Below are 21,696 nucleotides of genomic sequence, written 5' to 3' on the forward strand. Positions count from 1 at the left end.
GGATTACACCCATAATCTTATCTATTTATAAACCAAAGCTCGTCCTAAGCTTGAAATATCAAGTGATATATAATACGAAAAAATTGTGTGAAGATTGATTTTTAGAATCCAGATCGAATACGCGAAAAAACCAAATTAACAAAAGCGGACATCTGTCCCCCAATGAAAGGCGCTGAAATAACGAGAGCAATAAAAACAGCAATAATTTTTGGCACAAAAGTCAGTGTCACTTCTTGTATCTGAGTCAAGGCTTGCAAAAATGCCACCAAAAGTCCTACAAGCATTGCGGAAAATAACGCAGGTGCGCCTGCCAGTAAAATTGTCCATATTGCCGCTCGAGCAATCTCTAGAACATCCGCTTCATTCATTTTTAGCCAACTTCAATTCTCTGTTTATGGGTTATAATTGTCAGCCAGATAAACGAATACCAGCTTCAATTGTAATTTTCTTATTATCAGCAGTAATTGCTATCAGACCTGTCGACGACACTTGAACAGCAGAAATAATATCACTTGTAGCGCCATCAGAACTAGTAATCGTCTTTCCAATATAACCAGAAGCCTGTGCAAGATTATTGCTATTCAATAACTCTTGTAGCGTAGCATTAATTTTTACGGATTGTTCCATCTGAGAAAAAACAGCAAGCTGAGAAACTTGCTCGCTAGCTTTCATCGGTTCTGTTGGATCCTGATGTTTCATTTGAGCGATAAGAAGCCTCAAAAAACTATCATAACCAATCATACTCTTGGGTTTTAATTGTGGAATCACTGTTTTTTGCGCAACATTTATTTCTGAATTGATTTCCATGATTCAATCTCCTGATAAATATATATAAAATCTGATGCAAAAATTTCACTCTTCTGCGGCTCGTGGCTTTCTATAGGGTAAAGTCCACGAATGACCTTCAAAGCGTCAAAAAACCGCCCCGATGTTATCAATGATTCAACGTTTTTAAGTTCCAAAATCATTGATTCATTATGATAAAGACCCAAAATAGCGGACATATGCTTTTGAAAAAGACTAATCAAAGAAGATTTTCTGGTTGGTATCATAAAAATCATCTGAATTATAAAATATAATTGACGTAGCGGAGTCGTAGCTTCTTCTTTTTTTAGGATATGCTGTTCTAATATAAATGTAATATCGTTTAAAAACTCAAGAATTACCTTGCGGTCAACTCGTACATCCGCACCATTTAAAAATACGCGTTCCCCAGATTTAAGAGAAATTCGCAAGGGAGAACCACTCATTTTAATCCATCCTTAATGATAGATATAACATCAATTATACCTTGATAATTATTGGATTCATTACGACGAATACGATCACATTCTTTCAAAATCCATAGACCAATTGAAATAAGGTTGATTTTTAAATCTTTTGGCAATTGATTCTCAAAAGAATTTAAATCCTGAATAAAAGTAGTCCATACACGATTCGTATAAAATAAAGCTTCAATAATTTCTCGGCTATTTCTATCACAATGGCGTGCAGTAGATAACAAAGAAATCGACTTTTCTAGTACCAAACTCTCACGTCTTCTAGCTTCTATCGACGATTCTTGCAAAGCCTCATCATAGAAATGGCGCATTCCTCAATTCCTTTCTGAAAAACAACTGTCAAAGATAATTTAAAAGACTCAATTTCCAGATCTTTGAGGTTATCGCATAAGACAAATCAATCCGATTGAGCAATTCCTGAATAGCAAAACTATTTTTTTCTTGATCAACACCAATCAATTTCACAAGATACGATTCCATTATATTTTTTTGATCTGTAAGAACAGTATTGGATTTCTTAAGGCGTGCTTCCGTATATCCCAAAGTAGCACGGCTCTTAGTGATATCCTCTAAGCCTTTTCCTATACAAGAGATCATCTTTTTATTGAGAACATCACGAGCTTGCGGTTGGAGATCTTTTTTCAATAATTCTATTCCAATAACTGAAAATAATGCAAAATTCCGAATTCCAGATGCATTAGTATTGATAGAAATATCTCTCACCTCAGTATCATTAATATTATTTTTGACGTTTTGACTAGAAGCTTTTGACCAATTTTGCGCCCAATAATCATCGTTTAAAAAAGAACTTTCCAATTTTCCTATGAATTCAGTCATTTGCTGATCACTCATAGAAGAGACACTCAGATCTTGACCAAAAGGTAGACCCTTTGAATTTTCTTTAAGAAAATCTTCCAACATTTGATCAAAAGATTTTTTCGCTAAAGAATCTTTTGCAAAGTAATCTTGAAAAGGCTGCACTGATGAATTAATGCCAGAAAATAAATAGCTACCATCAGCCGTTATATTGATACAACTCGTAAAAGAAACAAATGAATCCCTAATCAAATTCACAGTATCATCTATCGTATATTGAGAAGACATGCTATTGAACAGTAAAGGCGTTTTTTCAAGAATATCTTGATATATTTTGTCAACATTATCGAGTGCGTTTTGTGACAAAGACAAACGCATCTGTACTAGGTTATTGGCTTCAAGAATCCTTTCAATGCGCTGATTCTCTTGGTTTAATTCCAAAACATCACCTGTTTTAACGCCTAGTTTAACACCAAAATCTTCGATTTGTCCGCTTGTGAATTCTTTTTGTAGCGTCAACAAGTCATTTTGAGCCCGTTTGATATAAAAATTCATCCCATTTTGAATGGAAGATGTTGAAACACCTGCTATCTTCATAATACTATCTAACTTTCTCTAATAGTGTCTTCAGCATCTCATCAATAGCGATAATAAGCTTATTGGATACCTTGCAAGACTGTTCTGCCTGTATCAAAAAACCTAACTCTTCTTGAAGATTCACGCCCGTAGCATTAGAATAAGATTCTGATATATGTTTGAAAACGGCTTGATTTTTAATATGGGAATTGTGACTATGGGATCGATATTGTTCCAACCATCCAATAGAATTTCGTCCATATTGCAGCAAATTAACTGGTGTATCTATCCCAGCCATAGAATCAAACGTGAAACTTTCGTTAAGAGATTTCTGATAGTGATTAATAAGATCCGAATAACCTGCAAAACCATTAGAGTTCCACTTGTACTTATCAGCAAAAGATCCTCCATCACGCAATAAATTCGGATTGGATTGATATTTATGATTCACACGAATCAATTCAGATATCCCTTTTTGTAGCTTATTGTCTGGCAATGTGAGATCATCAGCAACAAATAAACCTGGAACATCTGGAGAACGTCCACTTACCGGATCTTTTTCCGCAAATGCGATAATAAGCCCTCTTGCCATTTCATCTAGTTGATTGTGAAAAACCGGCACTATACCATCGCGAATCTGTAAAAGAGCTCCTATCTTCCCTTTCGGAGCAGTATTGAGGTCATCAGGAATAGAAACCATAACACCATCTATAAAAACAGATTTGCTTTCAACCGTAGCACTATATAATGCTGTTTTTTCGAAGGTTATCTCACGAGGAGATGTTTCAAATAACGTAATACCATCCGTAGTATAGATGACCATATCATCATTATGACGCGTAATCGTAGTAATGCCGATTATTTCGGAAATTTTGTTTAATAGTGAGTCACGCCTATCCAGCAATGTATAAACATCACCTTTGGTAGAGGTTTTTAATTTTACTTCATTATTGATCACTGCAAATTCGGATAAAAATTGTCTCAACTGAGAGAGCTCAATATCTACCTCCTTATCAACATTTGTACGAAGTTTCTGAACCCCCTGAGAAGATGCATTAAGATTATTAGCGGCTTCTTTTGCAGCTTCAATGACCGAGTTTCCAAAAAAAGTTTTAGAGCTATTATTCGCATATATTTGAAGAGATTCTTGCAACTTTGCGATATAGCTAGAGGGAGATCTCTGGAAATCATTATCGGCACTTACTACCGTTCTCAATGATTCCAATCCCTCTAAGAAACGCTGTTGTCCTGTCGCAGAAGAGGTTATTTCTAATATTTTCTGAAATATATCCTGGTTTTGAACACGTTTCTTGGTAACAACTACCAACTCGTCAGAAAGACTAGTTGTAACTGCATCCTGACGGACATAGTTTTTGTTTTCTGCATTCTCTATATTCTGGATAAGAGTTGTAAGTTGCGCACTCGCATTGCTAAAAATATTCTGTGCTTTATGAAACGCAGTTGAAAAAGACATCCTTCGGATTCCTTCCTATAAGAATCATCTTTTGAGATTGATTAAAATATCCATAAACTCGGAACCTGTTTGAAAAACCTTAGAATTTGCAGCGTAATTGCGTTGAGCTTCTATAATCTCTGCAAGTTCGTCGGCGATATCAACATTTGAAGTTTCAAGTGCTCCGGCAAAGATTGCCCCGCGTTGACCATTTCCAGGAAAACCAATGCTCATACTACCAGATTTACGTGTTGGCAGATAAACATTCCCAGTACAGGTTTTTAAATTGTCTACACTTGGAACAGTCGCAATACCCAAACGATAAACCGGAGTCCGTATACCATATCCAGAAACAATCTCCACAATACCGTCTTTGGAAACGATAATATCCTTTACAATTCCCGGAGCCTGACCATTAATATCAGTTTTTTGAGGGATAAAGCCACCTGCAAGTTGCGTCATTTTCGATACATCAATTTTTATATTTTGATCAACACCAGAGGCAGAATCGATAAAAGATACTTCTTTTGGAGAATCGTCCGCCAAAGATCCCGTTGCAAGATCAAAAGAAAAAGTACTTGTTGCTAAGGGAGATACTTTTGTCTTTGTATCAACTGCCATATAAGGAAAACCATTTTGGGTTGCTTGATCTTGACGAAAGATTGAAATTTCCCACTTTCCACCACCAACCTTCGTATAATACAAATCATAAATCACCTCAGATCCAAGATTATCATATGCAGAAAAAGAACTCTTGTTTGTGTAATCAACATGAGATGCACTCTTATTTTTGTTGGGAGTACTATCAATTGAAATGCTTTCTGCATCTTTATCAAGATTCGCCGGTATAGATCCCTTTGTGGTTGGAACTGCTTTCAATTCAAAGTCCTTTAGGTTAATTTTTTCTAATCCTGCAAAGCTATTAAGCGTTAATGGATGAGCAGAATTCTTCAAGGGATAACCAAGCAAAGCATACCCTGCCGTATTTTGCAAATAACCTTCGTTATCAATTTTAAAAGATCCAGATCTTGTAAGATAAGGCACATCTGCATTATCTTTAACGACAAAGAAACCATCACCTTGAATAGCTAAATCTGTATTCGATGTCGTATGAATCAAAGATCCTTGTTCAGAAACCATATTCTTCGTAGAAGCCTCCAAACCGCCAGAAGTATAAGCCCCTCCTCTCGTAGATGGAAAAACAAAAGATGAAAATGAAACAGCTGCTCGCTTATAACCCGTCGTGTTAATATTTGCGAGATTATCACTAACTACAGACACGCGACTAGATTGCGCATCCATCCCAGACATAGCCGTTTTCATAGTCCCGAGAATGCCCATTATACCTTACTCCACATATTACCCAAATCCCAAAAGAGATATGTTATACGCCTTGTGTGGGACTGATGTTATTGAATAAATTTGAAAAAGAGGATGGTAAAATCGTTTTCATTGCTTAACTCCAATCAATCGAATAGCCGAGAAAACGTTTAGAATCCACAGGATCAAATCCCAACTTTTTACGCAACTTCTTGCGCAATTTACTGATATGACTCTCCACAACATTCTCTCCGACATCTTCATCAAATAACCCATAGATGGCACTGAAAATCTGTGTTTTAGCAACTCTTTTCCCTCGATGAGCCATCAGATATTCTAGAATACGACGTTCTCGACGAGGCAAAGGAAAAACTTCACCCTGAACTTCCGGATCACGCCCGTCTGAAAATACACGGATTGGCCCTATTTCAATGCGGTTATTGGAAACCTTACGTCGTCTGTGGATAGCTGACATTCTTGCCAATATTTCACGATGATGAATAGGTTTATGGACAACATCATCTACTCCACAATCAAAAAAATCCAAAGTTTTTTGAAGAGATGGATGATCGTTAATAGCAATTATTGGAACCTGTGATTGGGCTCGAATGGTTCTAGGGAGTTCTATCTCTTTTTGCCCTTTCCCTATCAAAAAGGCTTCAACAGCAGAAATATCCTCATGCGCCAAAGATTGAAACCATTCCTCAAATTCAAGGGAATGAAATCCTTCTAAAGAAACCCCATCATTACTAAAAAGAGAAATATAACCATCCCTTATTAATACACGATCATCTATCAAAACAAGCATCTGCTTTCCTCCGAATCACACCACATCTTGTATGATCTAATCGGTACGAATCGGAGAAATTATGTTCAATTGCAGAAAATAACTGAGACAATCTAATAATTGCATTTAACATAAATATTCACTTTATTGATAGACGTTGGCTTCTATGTATTTGCGAAAATATTTTAAAGGAGAAAGTACTTGGCGTTATTATAAAATTAGAATGATTTTCTATAAATAATTATCTATAACAATAAATTATTTTATAATTTCGAGGGAGTAATCTATGACTTCGTTATGTTTTATTTAAAAAAATCCAATATTAAAAACAGAAACGGTTTCGTGTATTTAATCTTATATTTCAAATATTTATAAACAGAACGAAGGCGTTCCATGTGCGACAACACATGTTTCACAGCGATTTATAGATTTTTTGATATATCTTTTCCGGAAAAATCCTAAATATGCAATAAAAAACCAAGTAATAGAGACTATTTTACCATAAATTTCCCACAGAAAAATCTCATTTTTCGGTAAATATAAAGTATAATATTGTATCGAATACAATATTAACGAAGTAATTTAAACTATTCATTTCTATCACGAAGAGAAATAATAGAAACAGATAAAGTTTATGATTATTCTCTAATATTTTGATCTTTTTCTTATCGCAGAGATCTTCTTTTCAAAAAAGAGAGATGCAATAAAGGTTGTTTTTCTCGTTTTAATCCATAACCACGCCGAGAATTTTCTCTTCGTGAAATGATAATGAGGTACGATAAGTAGATTCTTTCATTGAGATTATCGAAATAACATTGGATCTCATCTAGTTCGATTTTATTCTAGTTGGACGTTGTCTTATAATCCGGTATTGAATGCTGTTGGGCAGCCCTTATATGATATTTGGTTAAAAAGGTGTCAAAAATCCTTTGATATTTCTTCTCAGGAAGATCAATATTTATTTGAACTGGAGGAAAAAACCGAAAATCGAGTTGAGGGAGGGATATCAAAGTAAGTCCTCTTGGAGAAAAGATATAGAATTCTTTCCCTTTAATAGAATTTTTCGTTATGTTCATCATTGCTAGTCAACGTCATCATACGCTATTTCAGCAATAAAAAACGACACCATCTTTTACCTATAAGAATCCTCTCTTCCATAAAAAAATCATCGCGGATGTAATTAAAATCTATCCAGAACAATGGAAATCCTCGCTCTTCAACGACGCAGAAAATTCTAACTATGATTTCTTCATAGAATCGCCTGACAAAAAATCATAAATAATAAGAGAAAATCCTAAAAAGAAGAACAATCCTCTACCTGGAAAAGATATGAATTTTTTGAAGAAATGCAAATAACACTGTCCAAAACATTGTCAAAGAGTGGAAAAGACTTTTTTCTTCCTCCATTAAACATGCCGAAAAACGTAATTTCTCCCTGAATCTTATGGTATAATTTATAAAAATCTACACAATCATTATACAGTAAAAGGCATATCTCGTCTTCCAGAATGCCAGATTCAACAAGTGGATAGCCAAAAGATTGTTCTGACAAGACTAGGTGTTGGAATATCTTATTCATCCTCAAGAACCTTTCTGCCGAGTTCTGATATATCTTTTGGATTACCTTAGGCGGTAAAAAAGCTTCCTTCTTTTTTGCAAGAAGAGAATTCTATTCTGCATTTCTAAAATGACGGATAATTGTACGTCTTTACTTTGTTATATATCAACAAAAGATATTTTTTTGTCATGATCTCCCCTTTTGAAAGAAGAATATCATAGCTTTATAGCGTAATGAGAAGAGATGGATTATCACAATAGTCACTACATAAACATGCAAAAATACTCAAGGACAGAGGAAAAAATAATGATTTTTTCCTTTCAAAGAATATTATAGCTGTTATTTTAATGGTCTTTTAAGAAATTAAAAACTTTTTCTACCATCTATTTTCATAGTATACAAAATATCTATCCGTTAACGTTTCTGTTCTAGAACAAAGACAGCACGCCGGTTTTTTGACCAAGAATACTCATCATCTCCAAGGATAGCTGGAACCTCTTTCCCATATGAAATAATTCTTACACGAGACTCTTCAATTCCCATGGATATAAAATAATCAAGAATTGTATACGCACGACGATATCCCAAAGCAAGACTATAATTACGAGTCCCAATCTCATCTGTATGCCCTTCTATAAGAAGACCACAATCGTTTTCCTTTAGCCAAGTACCTAGACGCGATAACGTCTGAACATCTTCTGAACGAATAGAATATGAATTTTTCTCAAAAAATACACGATCGCCAATCACCATAGACAGCTCTTTTCGCATAGAAAAAAGGTCACAAAACCTTTGTTCTTTTCCTTCCTTTGAATCAAAAGCTATTTTTTCCATATCTTTATTGAATTGACAACTAGGCAAAACGACACTGACTAACAAAAAAATAGCTAAAAATCTTCTTTCAAAACTGACAATATATTTCATAAAATACCCCTTTCACTACTATCTTTTTTGCACCATGCTGTCCGATTCCTCATAACAAGGCATCAGAGATATTTTGCCTTATTCCCTAACGATTTTCCTGAAATATAGAAAATCCACCTCAACACAGTACCTACTCTATATACGGAAAATATTGAGACCAATTAGCATCTGAGGCATATGCAGGAGTATTTATGAGCGTTTCATTTCGACCATTAAGATCAATAGAATAGAATCTTGATCCCTTGTCTCCCTTATTCTTTCGAGAAAACATTAAAAAACGACCATTAGGAGACCACGTAGGCTTTTGATCATAAAAACCTTTTGTAAGAATACGCTCTTTTGAACCATCTGGTCCCATGACGCCAATAGAAAAATTACCTTCAGAAATTTTTGTAAACGCAACCAAATTTCCACGAGGAGACCAAACAGGATCTGCATATGAGGCTTCCAAATCAGGTGAAATACGATGCTGATTAGAACCATCAGAATTCATAACATAAAGCTGCTGTATTCCATCTCTATCACTTTCAAATACAATTCGAGCAGAATCAGGAGAATAGGAAGGAGACGTATTAATGAATGAAGTATCCGTCAAACGCTTGATAGAGTGCAAATATAGATTCACACTGTAGATATCTATCCCCTCCTCTTTTTGCACGCTCATAATGAGGTATTTTCCATCAGAAGAAAAACTGGGAGCAAAAACCATGCCACGGAAATTACCAACACGTTCAGGACCCCTATCTGTTTTAAGATTTAAGATATAAACTTTTGAAAGATTGTCGTTGTCATATGACACATATGCTACTTTGTTATGTTTTGGTAAAAAGTTCGGCTCAAGAACAATTGGACCATTATTAGGGGTCAAACAGCGTACATTAAAACCATCATAATCCATCATACATAAACGACGTTCTATGCTATCCTCCGTTATCGTTTCAGAAACGAATAGAACACTCGTATCAAAACAAGCCTTCTCACCAGTAATATTGCGGTGAATTTCATCAGAAACGGTGTGAGCTATTCTTCTCCAGTTCTCTCGAGGGGAAAAATATTTTTTTCCGAATATCTGAGTACCACCTGCGATATCCCATAAACGCCAATCTACACGCAAACCATTCTTTCCCTCTTGGACAACTCTACCCATTACGAGAAGTTGAGAACCTAAATTTTTCCATTCTGCAAAACGTGGCACATTATCTGGATGAGTATTCTTTTGTTTAAGAGAACTCTGTGGAATAGGGGAAAACATACCTGATGTCTTAAGGTCTTTAACTATAACTTCTGAAAATTGAGCCCCTAATCGATCTAAAGATACAAAATCTGTGATAATAATAGGTAATGGAGAATATTGAGAATTATTTACATTTATTTCCACAAGAGCCTGTGCTGGGATAGCAAAAAAGGCACTTATCAAAACCAACAACAAGCGGAAACTTATCTTCATTTCAAATTCCTTCAATTCTAAAAAACGCCCAATAAAAACCTATTAACTTCCTCTTTTAACCTAATCCAAGAATCATTTATACCAAGAGGAAAAATACTATATCCCTGATGGCTTAAAAGTAACAATTATATCCTTCCAATCGTTATATTGATCTGCTGGAAGATGAAAAGGTTGCGATTTTATGATAGCTTTTTGCGCACTATCTACCAGTATTTTGCGGGTAACTTCAACTCCACCTGTCACACTCACATCAGGGTCTTTAATAATCAAACCATCCCGATTCAGATGAAATCGTATTCTAACTTGAACTTCTTTCAACCTATTCAAACCAGGCAAAACACTCCAGTTATTTGAAATTTTTTTACGCAAAAGGTTCATCTCATTTTGAAAAACATTAGAAAAATTCTTCTTATTTTCAACTTTCGATATCTTTAATCCATCACCTCCTGATGAATGTGATTTGCCTGAATGAGTAATACGTTTACTCAAATGAACCTGTTGATCTAATAATTCAGCATCGCGATTATCCTTAAAATCTTTTTTTTGTATAGTAGAAATCTCTTTATCAACCTTTGATTCTTTGCTCTGTAATTGAGATGGTTTTTCCTCTTTTTTTACTATTTTTTCAATATTCTGCTCACTTTCAATACGCGAAACAGAAGGTAGAGGAACATCCAGAGATGATACCTTTTCTGGTAAATTCTTACTATCCGAAACACTCTCTAAATCAGAGGAAGTTTCCTTTTTAACTCGGTCCTCAGCCCGAGAAGAGGGCTCTTCTAAAATAACTTTTTGATCTGTATTATTCACTTTAGAAACAAGCCCCGCTTCATCTATCTTCTGCGAAAGGGAAAGCTCTTCTTTTACATCACCTTTTCTATCTTGTCGATTTATGACACCAACATCCTCAATTCGAACAATCCCTACAGATATCGCTTCAACATCAGTAATATCAAACGAAGGCTGGAAATTTAAATCAACGGAAAATACCACCAAAAATACGACATGCAACGCCCAAGACAACGGGAAACAGATCTTCATTCGCACAATCTTAATCAGCCTTTATTTTTTGGATAACAAGACCTATGTTTTTATACCCACTTCCTTGGATGCGTGACATAACATCCGCCATCATCCCATAAGGTGTATAAGCGTCCCCCCTGATAAAAATACGTTTTCCGAAATCAGAATCTCCTAAAAATCGTAGTTTTTGGACTATATCATCAAGTGAGGCCTGCGTTTCTTGAACAAAAGTAGTACCATCTGCTTTTACAGTTATAATAATAGGTTGCATCTGCATATCAAGCCTATCAACTGCTTCTGTTTTTGGAAGATCAATGGAAATACCATCAGTGACCATAGGAGACGTCACCATAAACACGATCAATAAAACCAACATCACATCTATTAAGGGCGTCATACTGATCTGGTTATTAACAGGCCCATCAAATAATTTGCTACTACGACGACATCTACTACTACGCACACGCTCTAAACTAACTCTATTTTCCGCATTTCCCATAGAATTATTTTCCCAAATCAAAACAAAATACTAATTCATTTTTCCTTCAACTTGTCGGGAGAGAATAGCTGAAAACTCATCAGCAAACCCTTCCATACGCACTAAAAATTTCTTTGAATCTTCCATGAATTTATTATAGGCCACAGATGCTGGGATGGCTACACAAATACCAATAGCAGTAGTGAGTAAAGCTTCTGTTATTCCTGGAGCAACAATCGCAAGGCTTGTAGATTTAGATACCGCCAAGTTCTGAAATGCGTTCATTATACCTATAACGGTACCGAGAAGACCTGCAAGAGGACTAACGGAACCCAAGGTTGCCAACCCTCCCAACCGTTCCGTCATTCGCTGAAATTCACGAGCTATGACAATATCCATCATACGATCTATTCTGTCTTGAATCCCAACAGGAGAACACGCCCCTTTCTCAAAGCTTTTTCTCCACTCACGCATAGCAGATATAAATATAACCGATAATCCAGAATTTTTATGTTCCAACAGCAGTCTATATAATTCTTCCAAAGACTGTCCGGACCAAAAAAGCTTTTCAAAATTCTTAAACTCACGACGCATTATAGCAAAACTGAAAATTTTGTGAATAATAATACTCCAAGTCCATATAGAGGACAAAAACAATAGAATTATAATGCATCGAACCGCTATTCCAGCCTGCATAAACAGGGGAAAAATGTTCATTCCTACAATAGCTGATCCTATATTACTATCCATGGATTACCTCCAAACGCCAAGATCCCAATCTTCTTATAATATCGAATTCTATTTACCATAAAAAATTGAGATATCGCTAAAAAATCAACCCTATCAGATTCGCTAGACTATATGCAAATAGAGAACTAAACTCATAAAAACGCAACTGATATCTATTTTAATTTCCTAAAAAACAAGAATATACCCTTATTTATTTTTTAAGACACTATACTCTATGAGAAAGAAACCCTTTTAAAAAAAAAACGGCTTTCTCAATTAAAACTCTAAACTTTCACTTCTATCTTGTCATCATCGAATCAAAATAAAACCTGGTTATTGAGATACAATACGACTCTCTTACTTAAAATCCTGTGGAGCAGAAATCCCAAGATGCTTCCAGGCAATTGGTGTCAAAAGTCGTCCACGTGGCGTACGTTGAATAAATCCTCTTTGTATCATATAGGGTTCTATAAGATCTTCTATAGCATCTCGAGGCTCGGATAATCCAGCTGCAATCGTTTCTACTCCAACTGGTCCCCCTCCAAAATTATGTGCAACCATTTTTAAATAACGCAAATCAAGTTGATCAAAACCCATCTTATCTACTGAAAGGCGCGTAAGAGCTTCATCAGCTATCTCCTTCGTAATAATATCAGCGTGTGCCACCTCAGCAAAGTCTCTCACACGACGCAACAATCTTCCAGCAATACGTGGTGTTCCTCTTGCTCGCATAGCAATTTCGTATGCAGCCTCATCTGTTATAGATAGCCCTATTAATGCAGAACCTCGACGTACTATTGTTTCCAAATCCCCTACCGCATAAAAATTCAATCTTATGGGGATTCCAAAACGATCTTGCAATGGATTGCTTAAAAGTCCAATCCTTGTTGTAGCAGCAATAAGGGTAAACCGCGATAAATCAATTTTGATAGAACGTGCAGCAGGCCCCTCTCCAACAATAAGATCAAGCTGGTAATCCTCCAAAGCTGGATAAAGAATTTCTTCTACGACAACACTAAGCCTATGTATTTCATCAATAAACAGGACATCACGATCTTCTAAATTAGTCAGCAATGCCGCAAGATCCCCTGCTTTAGCTATCACAGGACCTGAAGTTGATCGAAAATTTACTCCGAGCTCCCTGGCAATAATCTGCGCGAGAGTAGTTTTTCCCAAACCCGGAGGACCAACGAATAATACATGGTCCAGAGCTTCACCACGTGCCTTAGCAGCCTCTATAAAAACCTTTAAATTAGCACATACCTCAACCTGACCCGTAAAATCATCTAAAGTTTGCGGGCGCAATAACGAAACATCATTATCTTCCTTACATGCCTTATGAGAAAGCAATCCCTCACGATCTATCATCTTCTACTAATCTCTACGAGCATGTCTACAGCAATTATTCAACACGACATTTCCTTTAAGGCTAATCGAATTATCTGACTGTTATCTGTGATATTCTTCTCTTTTTCGAGAACTAACGCAATAGTCGCCATCACCCGATTACGACTATAACCCAAATTAACCAATGCCGATACAGCATCAACAGTGGATAAAGCGGGAGCAGAACCACTCAATGTCGGCTGATTCGCATTCAAGGAAGAGAGTTCCTTCTGTATAAGGACTTTTCCCTTGAGTTCCGCGACTATACGTCCGGCTATCTTTGTACCAATTCCAGAAACCTGAGAAATAATCTTACTGTCTTGCGTGATAAGAGAATTAAGGATATCTGCCGGCGTAATATGAGATAATATTCCCATGGACATCCTCGTACCTATTCCCTGCACACTTTGCAATAATACAAACCACCTCTTCTCCACATCAGAGAGAAAACCGAAAAGCCGAATTTGATCCTGTCGCACATGCATTTCAATATACAAAGCACAAGCGTCTCCTACTTTTCCCAGTTGCAACAATGTACGCATCGGACAATAGACTTTGTAACAGACTCCAAGGACATCAAGCAACACATAGTCTTCGCATAATTCTTCAATTTTTCCTTTGAGTTTACCTATCATAACTTCACGACTTTCTTATGCACTTACATCCAATAAAATTGTATTCGACAACCCTTTTTACGGTCTAATTTTGCGAGCACCTAAAACAGTGTGATGAGCATGACATACAGCTATGGCAAGTGCATCAGCTGAATCTTTGCCCTTAAATACCACATCCGATACTAAAATTCCCAACATCATATGAATTTGTTTTTTATCTCCATGACCAAAACCTGTTACAGCTTTTTTAATAGTGTTTGGAGCATATTCTGCGACAGATAAGCCAACAAGCGCAGGTGATAGCATAGCTATTCCCCTAGCTTGACCGAGTTTAAGCGTTCCCACCGAATCTTTGTTAACAAACACTTGTTCGACAGCAGCCTCCTCAGGACGCCAGTTTCTCATAACCTCAGACAAACCTTCGTATAGTTGACATAAGCGAGATGCAAGGGGACTTCGCGCACAAGACACAATGGTTCCAGAAGAAACAAAACACAAATCACTCCTCTTCATGTCGATAATCCCCCATCCAGTACGTTGAAGTCCTGGATCTATGCCTATAATTCGAATTGAGCTCTGCATAACAAGAGAAATTCCTGCATTATTGAAAACAGAACAAGAATTCCTGCTTTCTTTTCTGACAATATAATATCACCCATGTTTATAGTTGATTTTTCCCTGATATCCCAAACTTTCCAAAGTACAGAATAACTTTTTCAAACAATAGACATTAATTTCAATAACTATAAAATAAGGATAAGCTTTCCTTGCTTTCTTTGCAAAGTATAATGTTTTATAAAAAATTTCTCATGTTATAAATAATAGCTTGGCTAAATCCAATGCTTTTTGTATTCAATGTTTTAAAGGTCCCGTAGCTCAGCAGGATAGAGCACCAGATTCCTAATCTGGTTGTCGCGCGTTCGAATCGCGCCGGGATCACCAATAGAAGCACGAGATTCACAATCTGATTGTCGGCGCATTCGAATCGCACGAAGAGAATTTAAAGGAAGCTATCATTTTCATCAGGATTATCTTTTTCCAATCCTACATGAGTAAACAGATTCCTCCTTGTTCTATCTCTGGGAAATATCTAAAAATTCTAGACATAACCAATATTTCATCATCCGATCTTCTATTGAGTCGCTATTAAAACCACTGAATTTTCCATCCCAACAAACGCTTCCATATTTCGCATGCTGATCTCACCATGCCAACAAAACCAAGCTATCTTTATGCTTGTATTCCGAAAATATTTTTCAAAAAATATATCCTGATATCGATCAAGCTATATACCATATTAGAAAAAATATTCTATTTTCAATGTTATGATATATTTATTGAAACCAACAACTCAAGTCAGAAATAATATCAAAATAAAAGCATAATCTCTTCATAATGACGATAGACAAAAGATCATAGCATATGAACAACCACATCTACTGATCAAAAACGAAGATCATATCCTTATAATGACCATTCCTTACCTTGATCTTCCATCGCCCGAAACGATAAATCTATCTGCCTCATCAAAAATCCAATAAATCCGCCTCAATCAAAAATTCTTTTTAACCATCTTGCCGCTAATGAAACTTTCGTTTTTCAATTTATAAGGGAAAACAAAAATTTTTACTTCTAGAAAAATCTATCTCCAGGATTACTCATTGTGGGTAAACCATAAAACCCACAGCAATTGAAAAAGCACCTCCCTTAGCATTCAAAGACAACCCTAGAATTCCCATGGATCTCCTTATACAAACCTTAGGCAAAAACATTCGCCGCGTAAAAGAAAAGAAAAATTTCCAATTTCTCTTCTTTTCAAGCCAGAAGATACGAAAACTGCGAAACAACTTGTTTATAAGCTTCTCTTTTAAAATCAACAACCATATCAGGCGTATCCACCAAAGGAACCCAAGCCCAAGTATCAAACTCTGACTTATATCCGCAAGCTATTCGATCTACGCAAATCTCATCTTCTTCCCCTTCAAATCGAAAAGCAAACCATTGTTGTATTTGTCCGCGATATCCATTGTCCTTTATGTGACATTCTAAAAAATCATACCGCACATGCGAACATCCCTTTCCCAAAAAAGAAACAGATTTTATATTGGTCTCCTCATATAATTCACGATAAGCAGCATCAAGAGGATCCTCTCTTATATTAATACCTCCTTGAGGCATTTGCCATAACAATGAACTAATCTCACCATCATGGCTCACTGGACACCGACGCCCAACCCAAACAAAATTATCCTGGTTCAATACTATGATTCCCACACATGGTCTGTATAGATGGGAATTTTCTTCGGAAGACAGCAATTCTCTTATCCTCTTTTTTATCAAGGAATCCTAGTTATTCTAGTAACGTATAGATCAATCTTTGACTAAACACGATAAAGGAACAACCGATATGTCATTACGTGCATAGGTTTTTTGAATCCACCGCGAAATAATCTCAATGCTTTCATCAAAAGCCACTGCAATACCTATTGCCTTCCCCGACTTGTGAGCAAGATTCTCCAGATCTCTAATCTTTTTCGAAATACTATCATGGTCAAGCCGATCATCTAAATAAAAATCAGCAATCGCATAAGGAAGACCAACCCTCGAAGCCAACTCTTTGGTAAAATTTCTTGCCGAAATTCCGTCATCAAAAAACATTAATCCACGCTTAGCAAGATCTTTAAATACCACCTCAGAAGAGCTTTTATCTGAGAGGAACATGTCTCCGCGATAATTCATAACTCCAATATAATTTTTCATACGCTCCAAAGAGCGGTATAGATGATCAAGCAATACTTTAGGTGAATGCCTCACTCGCAAGGTATATGGATCATCTTCCTCACTTGATTCGCCAAAGCTCTCCATAGGAACCTGCAAAAGAATTTCATGTCCTTTTATCCGCGCTTCTTGCATCCAACGCTTTAAACTATTGCCATTAGATGCAAACGAAAGTGTAATATTTTTAGGCAAGACATCTATGGCACGCTGTGTCCCCGTCTGGCTTATCCCTAAACCGGAAACCACAATAGCAATGCGCGCACCATCAAAACGAGGACAAGTATTTGCATAGTATTCAAAAGAGCTTGATCCATCTTTGCCCCGTATCGGCAAATAACCACGATCACTCTTCTCCACAAGATCTTCTTTAGAAAGGACGGATCCTAATTTATCCTGTACATCTGGAATAGAATCTACAATAGAGGAGGCATCTACGTATTGACCTATAATCCTATTAACAAGAGAAGAATCTTTCTGATCTCTACCATCATCATTCTCCCTTTTTATAATATCCATAGATTCTTCAATATTAACATCAGCATGTACTGCATATGAGACAGGATTAACAACTTCAGGGATCTCCCTAATGAAAAAATATTTTTCTGTATTGTCCACAACATCAACTAACCAATTCGAAGCATAGATATAGATAGAAAGAACGATAATACAAAAATAAAATAATAAATTAAAACTCAAGCGAAAAGAAACCCTCACACATAAAGGTCTTTTTTCGGAAGATTTTCTCCCCAAAGGCTTATTCAAGTCAAAGCTCACAAATACTTCTCTTTTCAATAATTTACTTAGTACTTTATATAAATTTCCTCATCATGATAGATTCTATTTGTTTACTAAGGAAAGAGAGTTTGGAAAAGAAACGTCTTTTTTTGTTCCACGCAACAAATCAAATGCATAATTCAATTGAACATCTTCCTTCGCATCTTTAGGAATATAAGAAACCGAACCCGAACCTTCCTCTGTCTCATTGCGACCCCTTATGTGTCCTGGCAACCTAGACTCACCTATAAGCATTTTCTCCTCTAAAAGATCTTTTGGCAAAGACTGCTCAACCCGTATGTCAGGTTCTATTCCTGCTCCCTGGATTGACCTCCCAGAGGGAGTATAATAAAGACCAACTGTTAACTTTAGAAACCCTTTATTGGCTAGTTTAATATAACGCTGAACTGATCCCTTGCCAAAAGATTTTGTGCCAATAACGGTTGCTCTCTTGAGATCTTGCAAAGCTCCTACTACGATCTCAGAAGCCGATGCTGAACCACCATCAATCAAAGCAACAATCGGCTTTCCTTCCGTCAAATCAGGGGAAGATTTAGCATAGTATCGGCGAGTTTCTTCAGGTTTTCTCCCTCGCACAGACATAATCTCTCCTTTATCCAAAAAAGTATTAGCAACATCCAAAGCCGAATCCGCCAGACCTCCTAAATTATTGCGAAAATCTAAAACATATCCCTTAAACCTATCTGTCGAAGCTTTTTTCTTGATCTCCATAAGAGCTTTATGTAAGTCATCACAAGTAGTTTTTGCAAATGACCTGATACGTATGTATCCGATATCACCGTCTTCAATGCGAAAATCAACAACGACAGGATGAATGATCCCACGCAGAATCGTAAACTTAATAGGGCTCTCCTTTTTGAGAGGCTTTCCTCGTAATACGGTAAGCGTAACGGGAGTATTAACTTGACCACGCATTTTGGATGCTACTGTACGCAAACTCAATCCAACTACTGATTTTCCATCAATTTCTGAGATCAAATCACCTTCTACAAGACCGGATCTGAAAGAGGGACCTCCATCTATAACAGAAATAACCTTTAAAAAATCTCCTTGGGCATAAAATTGAATACCTATTCCTCCAAATTCTCCCTTGATGAAGTCCTCTTCTACAAGGGAACCATCCTCTGGCCTTATATATGCAGAGTGCGGATCTAGTGAACTGAGCATACCATCAATAGCATTTTCAATAACTTTTACACTATCAATCGGCTTAACATACTCGTTTTGTACATGTTTAAAGACATCTCCAAACAAAGACACCCCATTATATAAGTCCTCATCCGCAACTGTAGGCATTGCAAAAAATAAAGAACAACTTACTAAAAAAGCCCCAATCCAGGAACTTATTTTAAAAGAAGAAGATTTTTTTAACACCTTGTTCCTTTCCCCATCATGATAGATTCTATTTGTTTACTAAGGAAAGAGAGTTTGGAAAAGAAACGGCTTTTTTTGTTCCACGCAACAAATCAAATGCATAATTCAATTGGACATCTTCCTTCGCATCTTTAGGAATATAAGAAACCGAACCCGAACCTTCCTCTGTCTCATTGCGACCCCTTATGTGTCCTGGCAACCTAGACTCACCTATAAGCATTTTCTCCTCTAAAAGATCTTTTGGCAAAGACTGCTCAACCCGTATGTCAGGTTCTATTCCTGCTCCCTGGATTGACCTCCCAGAGGGAGTATAATAAAGACCAACTGTTAACTTTAGACCCCCTTTATTTGTTGCTAGTCTATTATAATCTTGCACAGATCCTTTACCAAAAGATTTTGTGCCAATAACGGTTGCTCTCTTGAGATCTTGCAAAGCTCCTACTACGATCTCAGAAGCCGATGCTGAACCACCATTAATCAAAGCAATAATCGGCTTTCCTTCCGTCAAATCAGGGGAAGATTTAGCATAGTATCGGCGAGTTTCTTCAGGTTTTCTCCCTCGCACAGACATAATCTCTCCTTTATCCAAAAAAGTATTAGCAACATCCAAAGCCGAATCCGCCAGACCTCCTAAATTATTGCGAAAATCTAAAACATATCCCTTAAACCTATCTGTCGAAGCTTTTTTCTTGATCTCCATAAGAGCTTTATGTAAGTCATCACAAGTAGTTTTTGCAAATGACCTGATACGTATGTATCCGATATCACCGTCTTCAATGCGAAAATCAACAACGACAGGATGAATGATCCCACGCAGAATCGTAAACTTAATAGGGCTCTCCTTTTTGAGAGGCTTTCCTCGTAATACGGTAAGCATAACGGGAGTATTCACTTGACCACGCATTTTGAATGCTACTGTACGCAAACTCAATCCGACTACTGATTTTCCATCAATTTCTGAGATCAAATCACCTTCTACAAGACCGGATCTGAAAGAGGGACCTCCATCTATAACAGAAATAACCTTTAAAAAATCTCCTTGGAAAGAAACTTCAACACCTATTCCTCCAAATTCTCCCTTGATCAATACCTCCTCTAAAATGGAGATATCCTCTTGTCTTATGTACATAGAGTGCGGATCTAGTGAACTGAGCATACCATCAATAGCATTTCCAATGGCTTGCACATTATCAACCGGTTCAACATACTGCGAATGTACATGTTCAAGGATCTCTCCTAACAAAAATATCTCATTATATAAGCGATCATCCGCAACTATAGAAACCGCAAAAAAAGAAGAACAACCTGTTAAAAAAGCCCCAATCCAAGCGCCTATTTTAAAAGAAGAAGATTTTTTTAACACCTTGTTCCTTTCTCAAAACCTTACACCCTTGAACTCAATACAATGCATATTAATTGGCGATTCTAGCAATATCTAACAAACAGATTCCTGTCGATATATCTATCTTCTTTCTAATATACAATCATCTTAAACCCTATAGATAAAAGATTCCCAAGAGAAAAAAGAACTCATACCTATCGATAATTCTATTCTATCGCATCTATCGCAGTCAAAATAACCTATATACTACCTTTAAATATTTTATTTTTCGAAATACGCCACCTTGCAAGCACCTAACTATAATTATTACATGTTATAAGTGTTGCTAAAAGAAACACGAATCGTAATTACTTTTTAAAGATAAAAACGCATTCACTATGCAAAAACGGCTGATATCTTCCCTCATCAATGAGATTCTTCCCTTGTTTTATCACTAGAAAGCACTTCTTCAAGATTATATAATTTTCGCGATTCTGGATGAAAAACATGAACTATGACATCTCCAGCATCAACTAAAACCCAGTTAGCAGCGACCAAACCCTCAACACCAAAAACCTTAATATTTTTCTGCTTAAGATCAACAATAAGATTGTCTGCTATAGAAACAACATGTCTCCCTGAACGCCCCGAAACAATAATCATATTATCACATAACAAAGAACGAACAGATGTATTCTCCACTAGACAGATATCCTCAGCCTTTGATTTTTCAAGACTTTCCATAATCGCCAAAAGACAAGAAGAAGAATCATTGCGTATTGCTAGATCTCCAGAATTTTGTCGTCCATCTTTTTCTATATTTATCAACATCTTCTCCCTCCTTAAAAAATCCACCTTGAAAACCCCAAAACTTATCGTACAATCTCTTTTCTCTAAGGGAAAAAATATACAATTATACAATATCATTTGTAGCATAACATTACATATTCAAACGCCGCATGCGTTACTGAAATAATCCTAATTTTCCATGTACTCGCTTGTTATTTGGAAAATATAGCCATATTCTACATCCATTG

General features: G+C 36.5%; 21 protein-coding genes and 1 tRNA gene. 1 reads left to right on the top strand and 21 read right to left on the bottom strand.

The features are described 5' to 3' along the window. Window positions 1–101: 101 nt before the first annotated feature. The 16 genes from fliQ to ruvC form a co-directional block, all read right to left on the bottom strand. Window positions 102–368, bottom strand: coding sequence for a flagellar biosynthesis protein FliQ (fliQ, locus tag H0G72_RS00085; RefSeq protein WP_182016385.1), 267 nt, complete (start codon window positions 366–368; stop codon window positions 102–104). Window positions 369–408: 40 nt separating this feature from the next. Then, complete coding sequence (flgD, locus tag H0G72_RS00090) at window positions 409–807, bottom strand: flagellar hook assembly protein FlgD (RefSeq protein ID WP_182016387.1); 399 nt, start codon at window positions 805–807, stop codon at window positions 409–411. Further along, window positions 786–1,250 carry a flagellar biosynthesis repressor FlbT gene (gene flbT, locus H0G72_RS00095; protein ID WP_182016389.1) on the bottom strand — a complete coding sequence of 155 codons (465 nt, stop codon included), beginning with the start codon at window positions 1,248–1,250 and terminating at the stop codon, window positions 786–788. The genes flgD and flbT overlap by 22 nt, the downstream gene beginning before the upstream one ends. After that, window positions 1,247–1,591 (bottom strand): flagellar biosynthesis regulator FlaF, encoded by a 345-nt coding sequence (gene flaF / locus H0G72_RS00100; protein ID WP_182016391.1) that lies wholly within the window; start codon window positions 1,589–1,591, stop codon window positions 1,247–1,249. Before flaF ends, flbT begins: the two co-directional genes overlap by 4 nt. 28 nt (window positions 1,592–1,619) lie before the next feature. Beyond that, window positions 1,620–2,693, bottom strand: coding sequence for a flagellar hook-associated family protein (locus H0G72_RS00105; RefSeq protein ID WP_182016393.1), 1,074 nt, complete (start codon window positions 2,691–2,693; stop codon window positions 1,620–1,622). 4 nt (window positions 2,694–2,697) lie between these two features. Further along, window positions 2,698–4,146, bottom strand: coding sequence for a flagellar hook-associated protein FlgK (gene flgK, locus H0G72_RS00110; protein WP_182016395.1), 1,449 nt, complete (start codon window positions 4,144–4,146; stop codon window positions 2,698–2,700). Between the two features lie 24 nt (window positions 4,147–4,170). Beyond that, entirely contained in the window at window positions 4,171–5,466 is a 1,296-nt protein-coding gene (locus tag H0G72_RS00115; RefSeq protein ID WP_182016397.1) for a flagellar hook protein FlgE, read from the bottom strand. Window positions 5,467–5,581: 115 nt separating this feature from the next. Continuing rightward, a complete protein-coding gene (locus H0G72_RS00120; protein ID WP_182016399.1) occupies window positions 5,582–6,253 on the bottom strand; it encodes a response regulator transcription factor in 672 nt (223 codons plus the stop codon). 1,951 nt (window positions 6,254–8,204) lie between these two features. After that, window positions 8,205–8,714, bottom strand: a complete 510-nt coding sequence (locus H0G72_RS00130) for an OmpA family protein (protein WP_259345062.1) — start codon at window positions 8,712–8,714, stop codon at window positions 8,205–8,207. 130 nt (window positions 8,715–8,844) lie between these two features. After that, entirely contained in the window at window positions 8,845–10,161 is a 1,317-nt protein-coding gene (gene tolB, locus H0G72_RS00135) for a Tol-Pal system beta propeller repeat protein TolB (protein WP_182016403.1), read from the bottom strand. 96 nt (window positions 10,162–10,257) lie between these two features. Continuing rightward, on the bottom strand, window positions 10,258–11,202 hold the full coding sequence (locus H0G72_RS00140; protein ID WP_182016405.1) for a cell envelope integrity TolA family protein: 945 nt from the start codon (window positions 11,200–11,202) through the stop codon (window positions 10,258–10,260). A 10-nt stretch (window positions 11,203–11,212) separates the two neighbouring features. Next, entirely contained in the window at window positions 11,213–11,683 is a 471-nt protein-coding gene (locus H0G72_RS00145; protein WP_182016407.1) for an ExbD/TolR family protein, read from the bottom strand. Between the two features lie 30 nt (window positions 11,684–11,713). Then, complete coding sequence (gene tolQ / locus H0G72_RS00150) at window positions 11,714–12,412, bottom strand: protein TolQ (RefSeq protein WP_182016409.1); 699 nt, start codon at window positions 12,410–12,412, stop codon at window positions 11,714–11,716. A gap of 336 nt (window positions 12,413–12,748) precedes the next feature. Beyond that, window positions 12,749–13,759: a Holliday junction branch migration DNA helicase RuvB gene (gene ruvB / locus H0G72_RS00155; RefSeq protein ID WP_182016411.1), complete on the bottom strand. Its 1,011-nt coding sequence runs from the start codon at window positions 13,757–13,759 to the stop codon at window positions 12,749–12,751. 38 nt (window positions 13,760–13,797) lie between these two features. Further along, window positions 13,798–14,412, bottom strand: coding sequence for a Holliday junction branch migration protein RuvA (gene ruvA / locus H0G72_RS00160; protein ID WP_182016413.1), 615 nt, complete (start codon window positions 14,410–14,412; stop codon window positions 13,798–13,800). 57 nt (window positions 14,413–14,469) lie between these two features. Beyond that, the gene (gene ruvC, locus H0G72_RS00165; RefSeq protein WP_182016415.1) at window positions 14,470–14,973 is read right to left on the bottom strand and encodes a crossover junction endodeoxyribonuclease RuvC; all 504 of its coding nucleotides are present in this window, start codon (window positions 14,971–14,973) and stop codon (window positions 14,470–14,472) included. A 283-nt stretch (window positions 14,974–15,256) separates the two neighbouring features. Between ruvC and H0G72_RS00170 the strand changes: the two genes are divergently transcribed. Beyond that, a tRNA-Arg gene (locus H0G72_RS00170) sits at window positions 15,257–15,333 on the top strand. 873 nt (window positions 15,334–16,206) lie between these two features. On the opposite strand, the gene H0G72_RS00175 is transcribed toward H0G72_RS00170, so the two are convergent. From H0G72_RS00175 to rsfS, 5 genes are all read right to left on the bottom strand, one after another. Next, window positions 16,207–16,731 (bottom strand): RNA pyrophosphohydrolase, encoded by a 525-nt coding sequence (locus tag H0G72_RS00175; RefSeq protein WP_310649460.1) that lies wholly within the window; start codon window positions 16,729–16,731, stop codon window positions 16,207–16,209. 30 nt (window positions 16,732–16,761) lie between these two features. Further along, complete coding sequence (locus tag H0G72_RS00180; protein WP_182016417.1) at window positions 16,762–17,943, bottom strand: divergent polysaccharide deacetylase family protein; 1,182 nt, start codon at window positions 17,941–17,943, stop codon at window positions 16,762–16,764. Window positions 17,944–18,006: 63 nt separating this feature from the next. Continuing rightward, window positions 18,007–19,338, bottom strand: coding sequence for a S41 family peptidase (locus H0G72_RS00185; protein ID WP_182016419.1), 1,332 nt, complete (start codon window positions 19,336–19,338; stop codon window positions 18,007–18,009). Between the two features lie 28 nt (window positions 19,339–19,366). Beyond that, entirely contained in the window at window positions 19,367–20,701 is a 1,335-nt protein-coding gene (locus tag H0G72_RS00190; protein WP_182016421.1) for a S41 family peptidase, read from the bottom strand. Between the two features lie 384 nt (window positions 20,702–21,085). Next, window positions 21,086–21,490: a ribosome silencing factor gene (rsfS, locus tag H0G72_RS00195; protein WP_182016423.1), complete on the bottom strand. Its 405-nt coding sequence runs from the start codon at window positions 21,488–21,490 to the stop codon at window positions 21,086–21,088. Window positions 21,491–21,696 lie beyond the last annotated feature (206 nt).

Source organism: Candidatus Liberibacter sp., from assembly GCF_014048425.1.
In the GTDB taxonomy this organism is placed as follows: domain Bacteria; phylum Pseudomonadota; class Alphaproteobacteria; order Rhizobiales; family Rhizobiaceae; genus Liberibacter.

What these genes read in the sequence shown, in the direction of transcription:
- fliQ (WP_182016385.1), bottom strand. Translation starts at nt 368, where the DNA reads ATGAATGAAGCGGATGTTCTAGAGATTGCTCGAGCGGCAATATGGACA.
- flgD (WP_182016387.1), bottom strand. Translation starts at nt 807, where the DNA reads ATGGAAATCAATTCAGAAATAAATGTTGCGCAAAAAACAGTGATTCCA.
- flbT (WP_182016389.1), bottom strand. Translation starts at nt 1,250, where the DNA reads ATGAGTGGTTCTCCCTTGCGAATTTCTCTTAAATCTGGGGAACGCGTA.
- flaF (WP_182016391.1), bottom strand. Translation starts at nt 1,591, where the DNA reads ATGCGCCATTTCTATGATGAGGCTTTGCAAGAATCGTCGATAGAAGCT.
- H0G72_RS00105 (WP_182016393.1), bottom strand. Translation starts at nt 2,693, where the DNA reads ATGAAGATAGCAGGTGTTTCAACATCTTCCATTCAAAATGGGATGAAT.
- flgK (WP_182016395.1), bottom strand. Translation starts at nt 4,146, where the DNA reads ATGTCTTTTTCAACTGCGTTTCATAAAGCACAGAATATTTTTAGCAAT.
- H0G72_RS00115 (WP_182016397.1), bottom strand. Translation starts at nt 5,466, where the DNA reads ATGGGCATTCTCGGGACTATGAAAACGGCTATGTCTGGGATGGATGCG.
- H0G72_RS00120 (WP_182016399.1), bottom strand. Translation starts at nt 6,253, where the DNA reads ATGCTTGTTTTGATAGATGATCGTGTATTAATAAGGGATGGTTATATT.
- H0G72_RS00130 (WP_259345062.1), bottom strand. Translation starts at nt 8,714, where the DNA reads ATGAAATATATTGTCAGTTTTGAAAGAAGATTTTTAGCTATTTTTTTG.
- tolB (WP_182016403.1), bottom strand. Translation starts at nt 10,161, where the DNA reads ATGAAGATAAGTTTCCGCTTGTTGTTGGTTTTGATAAGTGCCTTTTTT.
- H0G72_RS00140 (WP_182016405.1), bottom strand. Translation starts at nt 11,202, where the DNA reads ATGAAGATCTGTTTCCCGTTGTCTTGGGCGTTGCATGTCGTATTTTTG.
- H0G72_RS00145 (WP_182016407.1), bottom strand. Translation starts at nt 11,683, where the DNA reads ATGGGAAATGCGGAAAATAGAGTTAGTTTAGAGCGTGTGCGTAGTAGT.
- tolQ (WP_182016409.1), bottom strand. Translation starts at nt 12,412, where the DNA reads ATGGATAGTAATATAGGATCAGCTATTGTAGGAATGAACATTTTTCCC.
- ruvB (WP_182016411.1), bottom strand. Translation starts at nt 13,759, where the DNA reads ATGATAGATCGTGAGGGATTGCTTTCTCATAAGGCATGTAAGGAAGAT.
- ruvA (WP_182016413.1), bottom strand. Translation starts at nt 14,412, where the DNA reads ATGATAGGTAAACTCAAAGGAAAAATTGAAGAATTATGCGAAGACTAT.
- ruvC (WP_182016415.1), bottom strand. Translation starts at nt 14,973, where the DNA reads ATGCAGAGCTCAATTCGAATTATAGGCATAGATCCAGGACTTCAACGT.
- rsfS (WP_182016423.1), bottom strand. Translation starts at nt 21,490, where the DNA reads ATGTTGATAAATATAGAAAAAGATGGACGACAAAATTCTGGAGATCTA.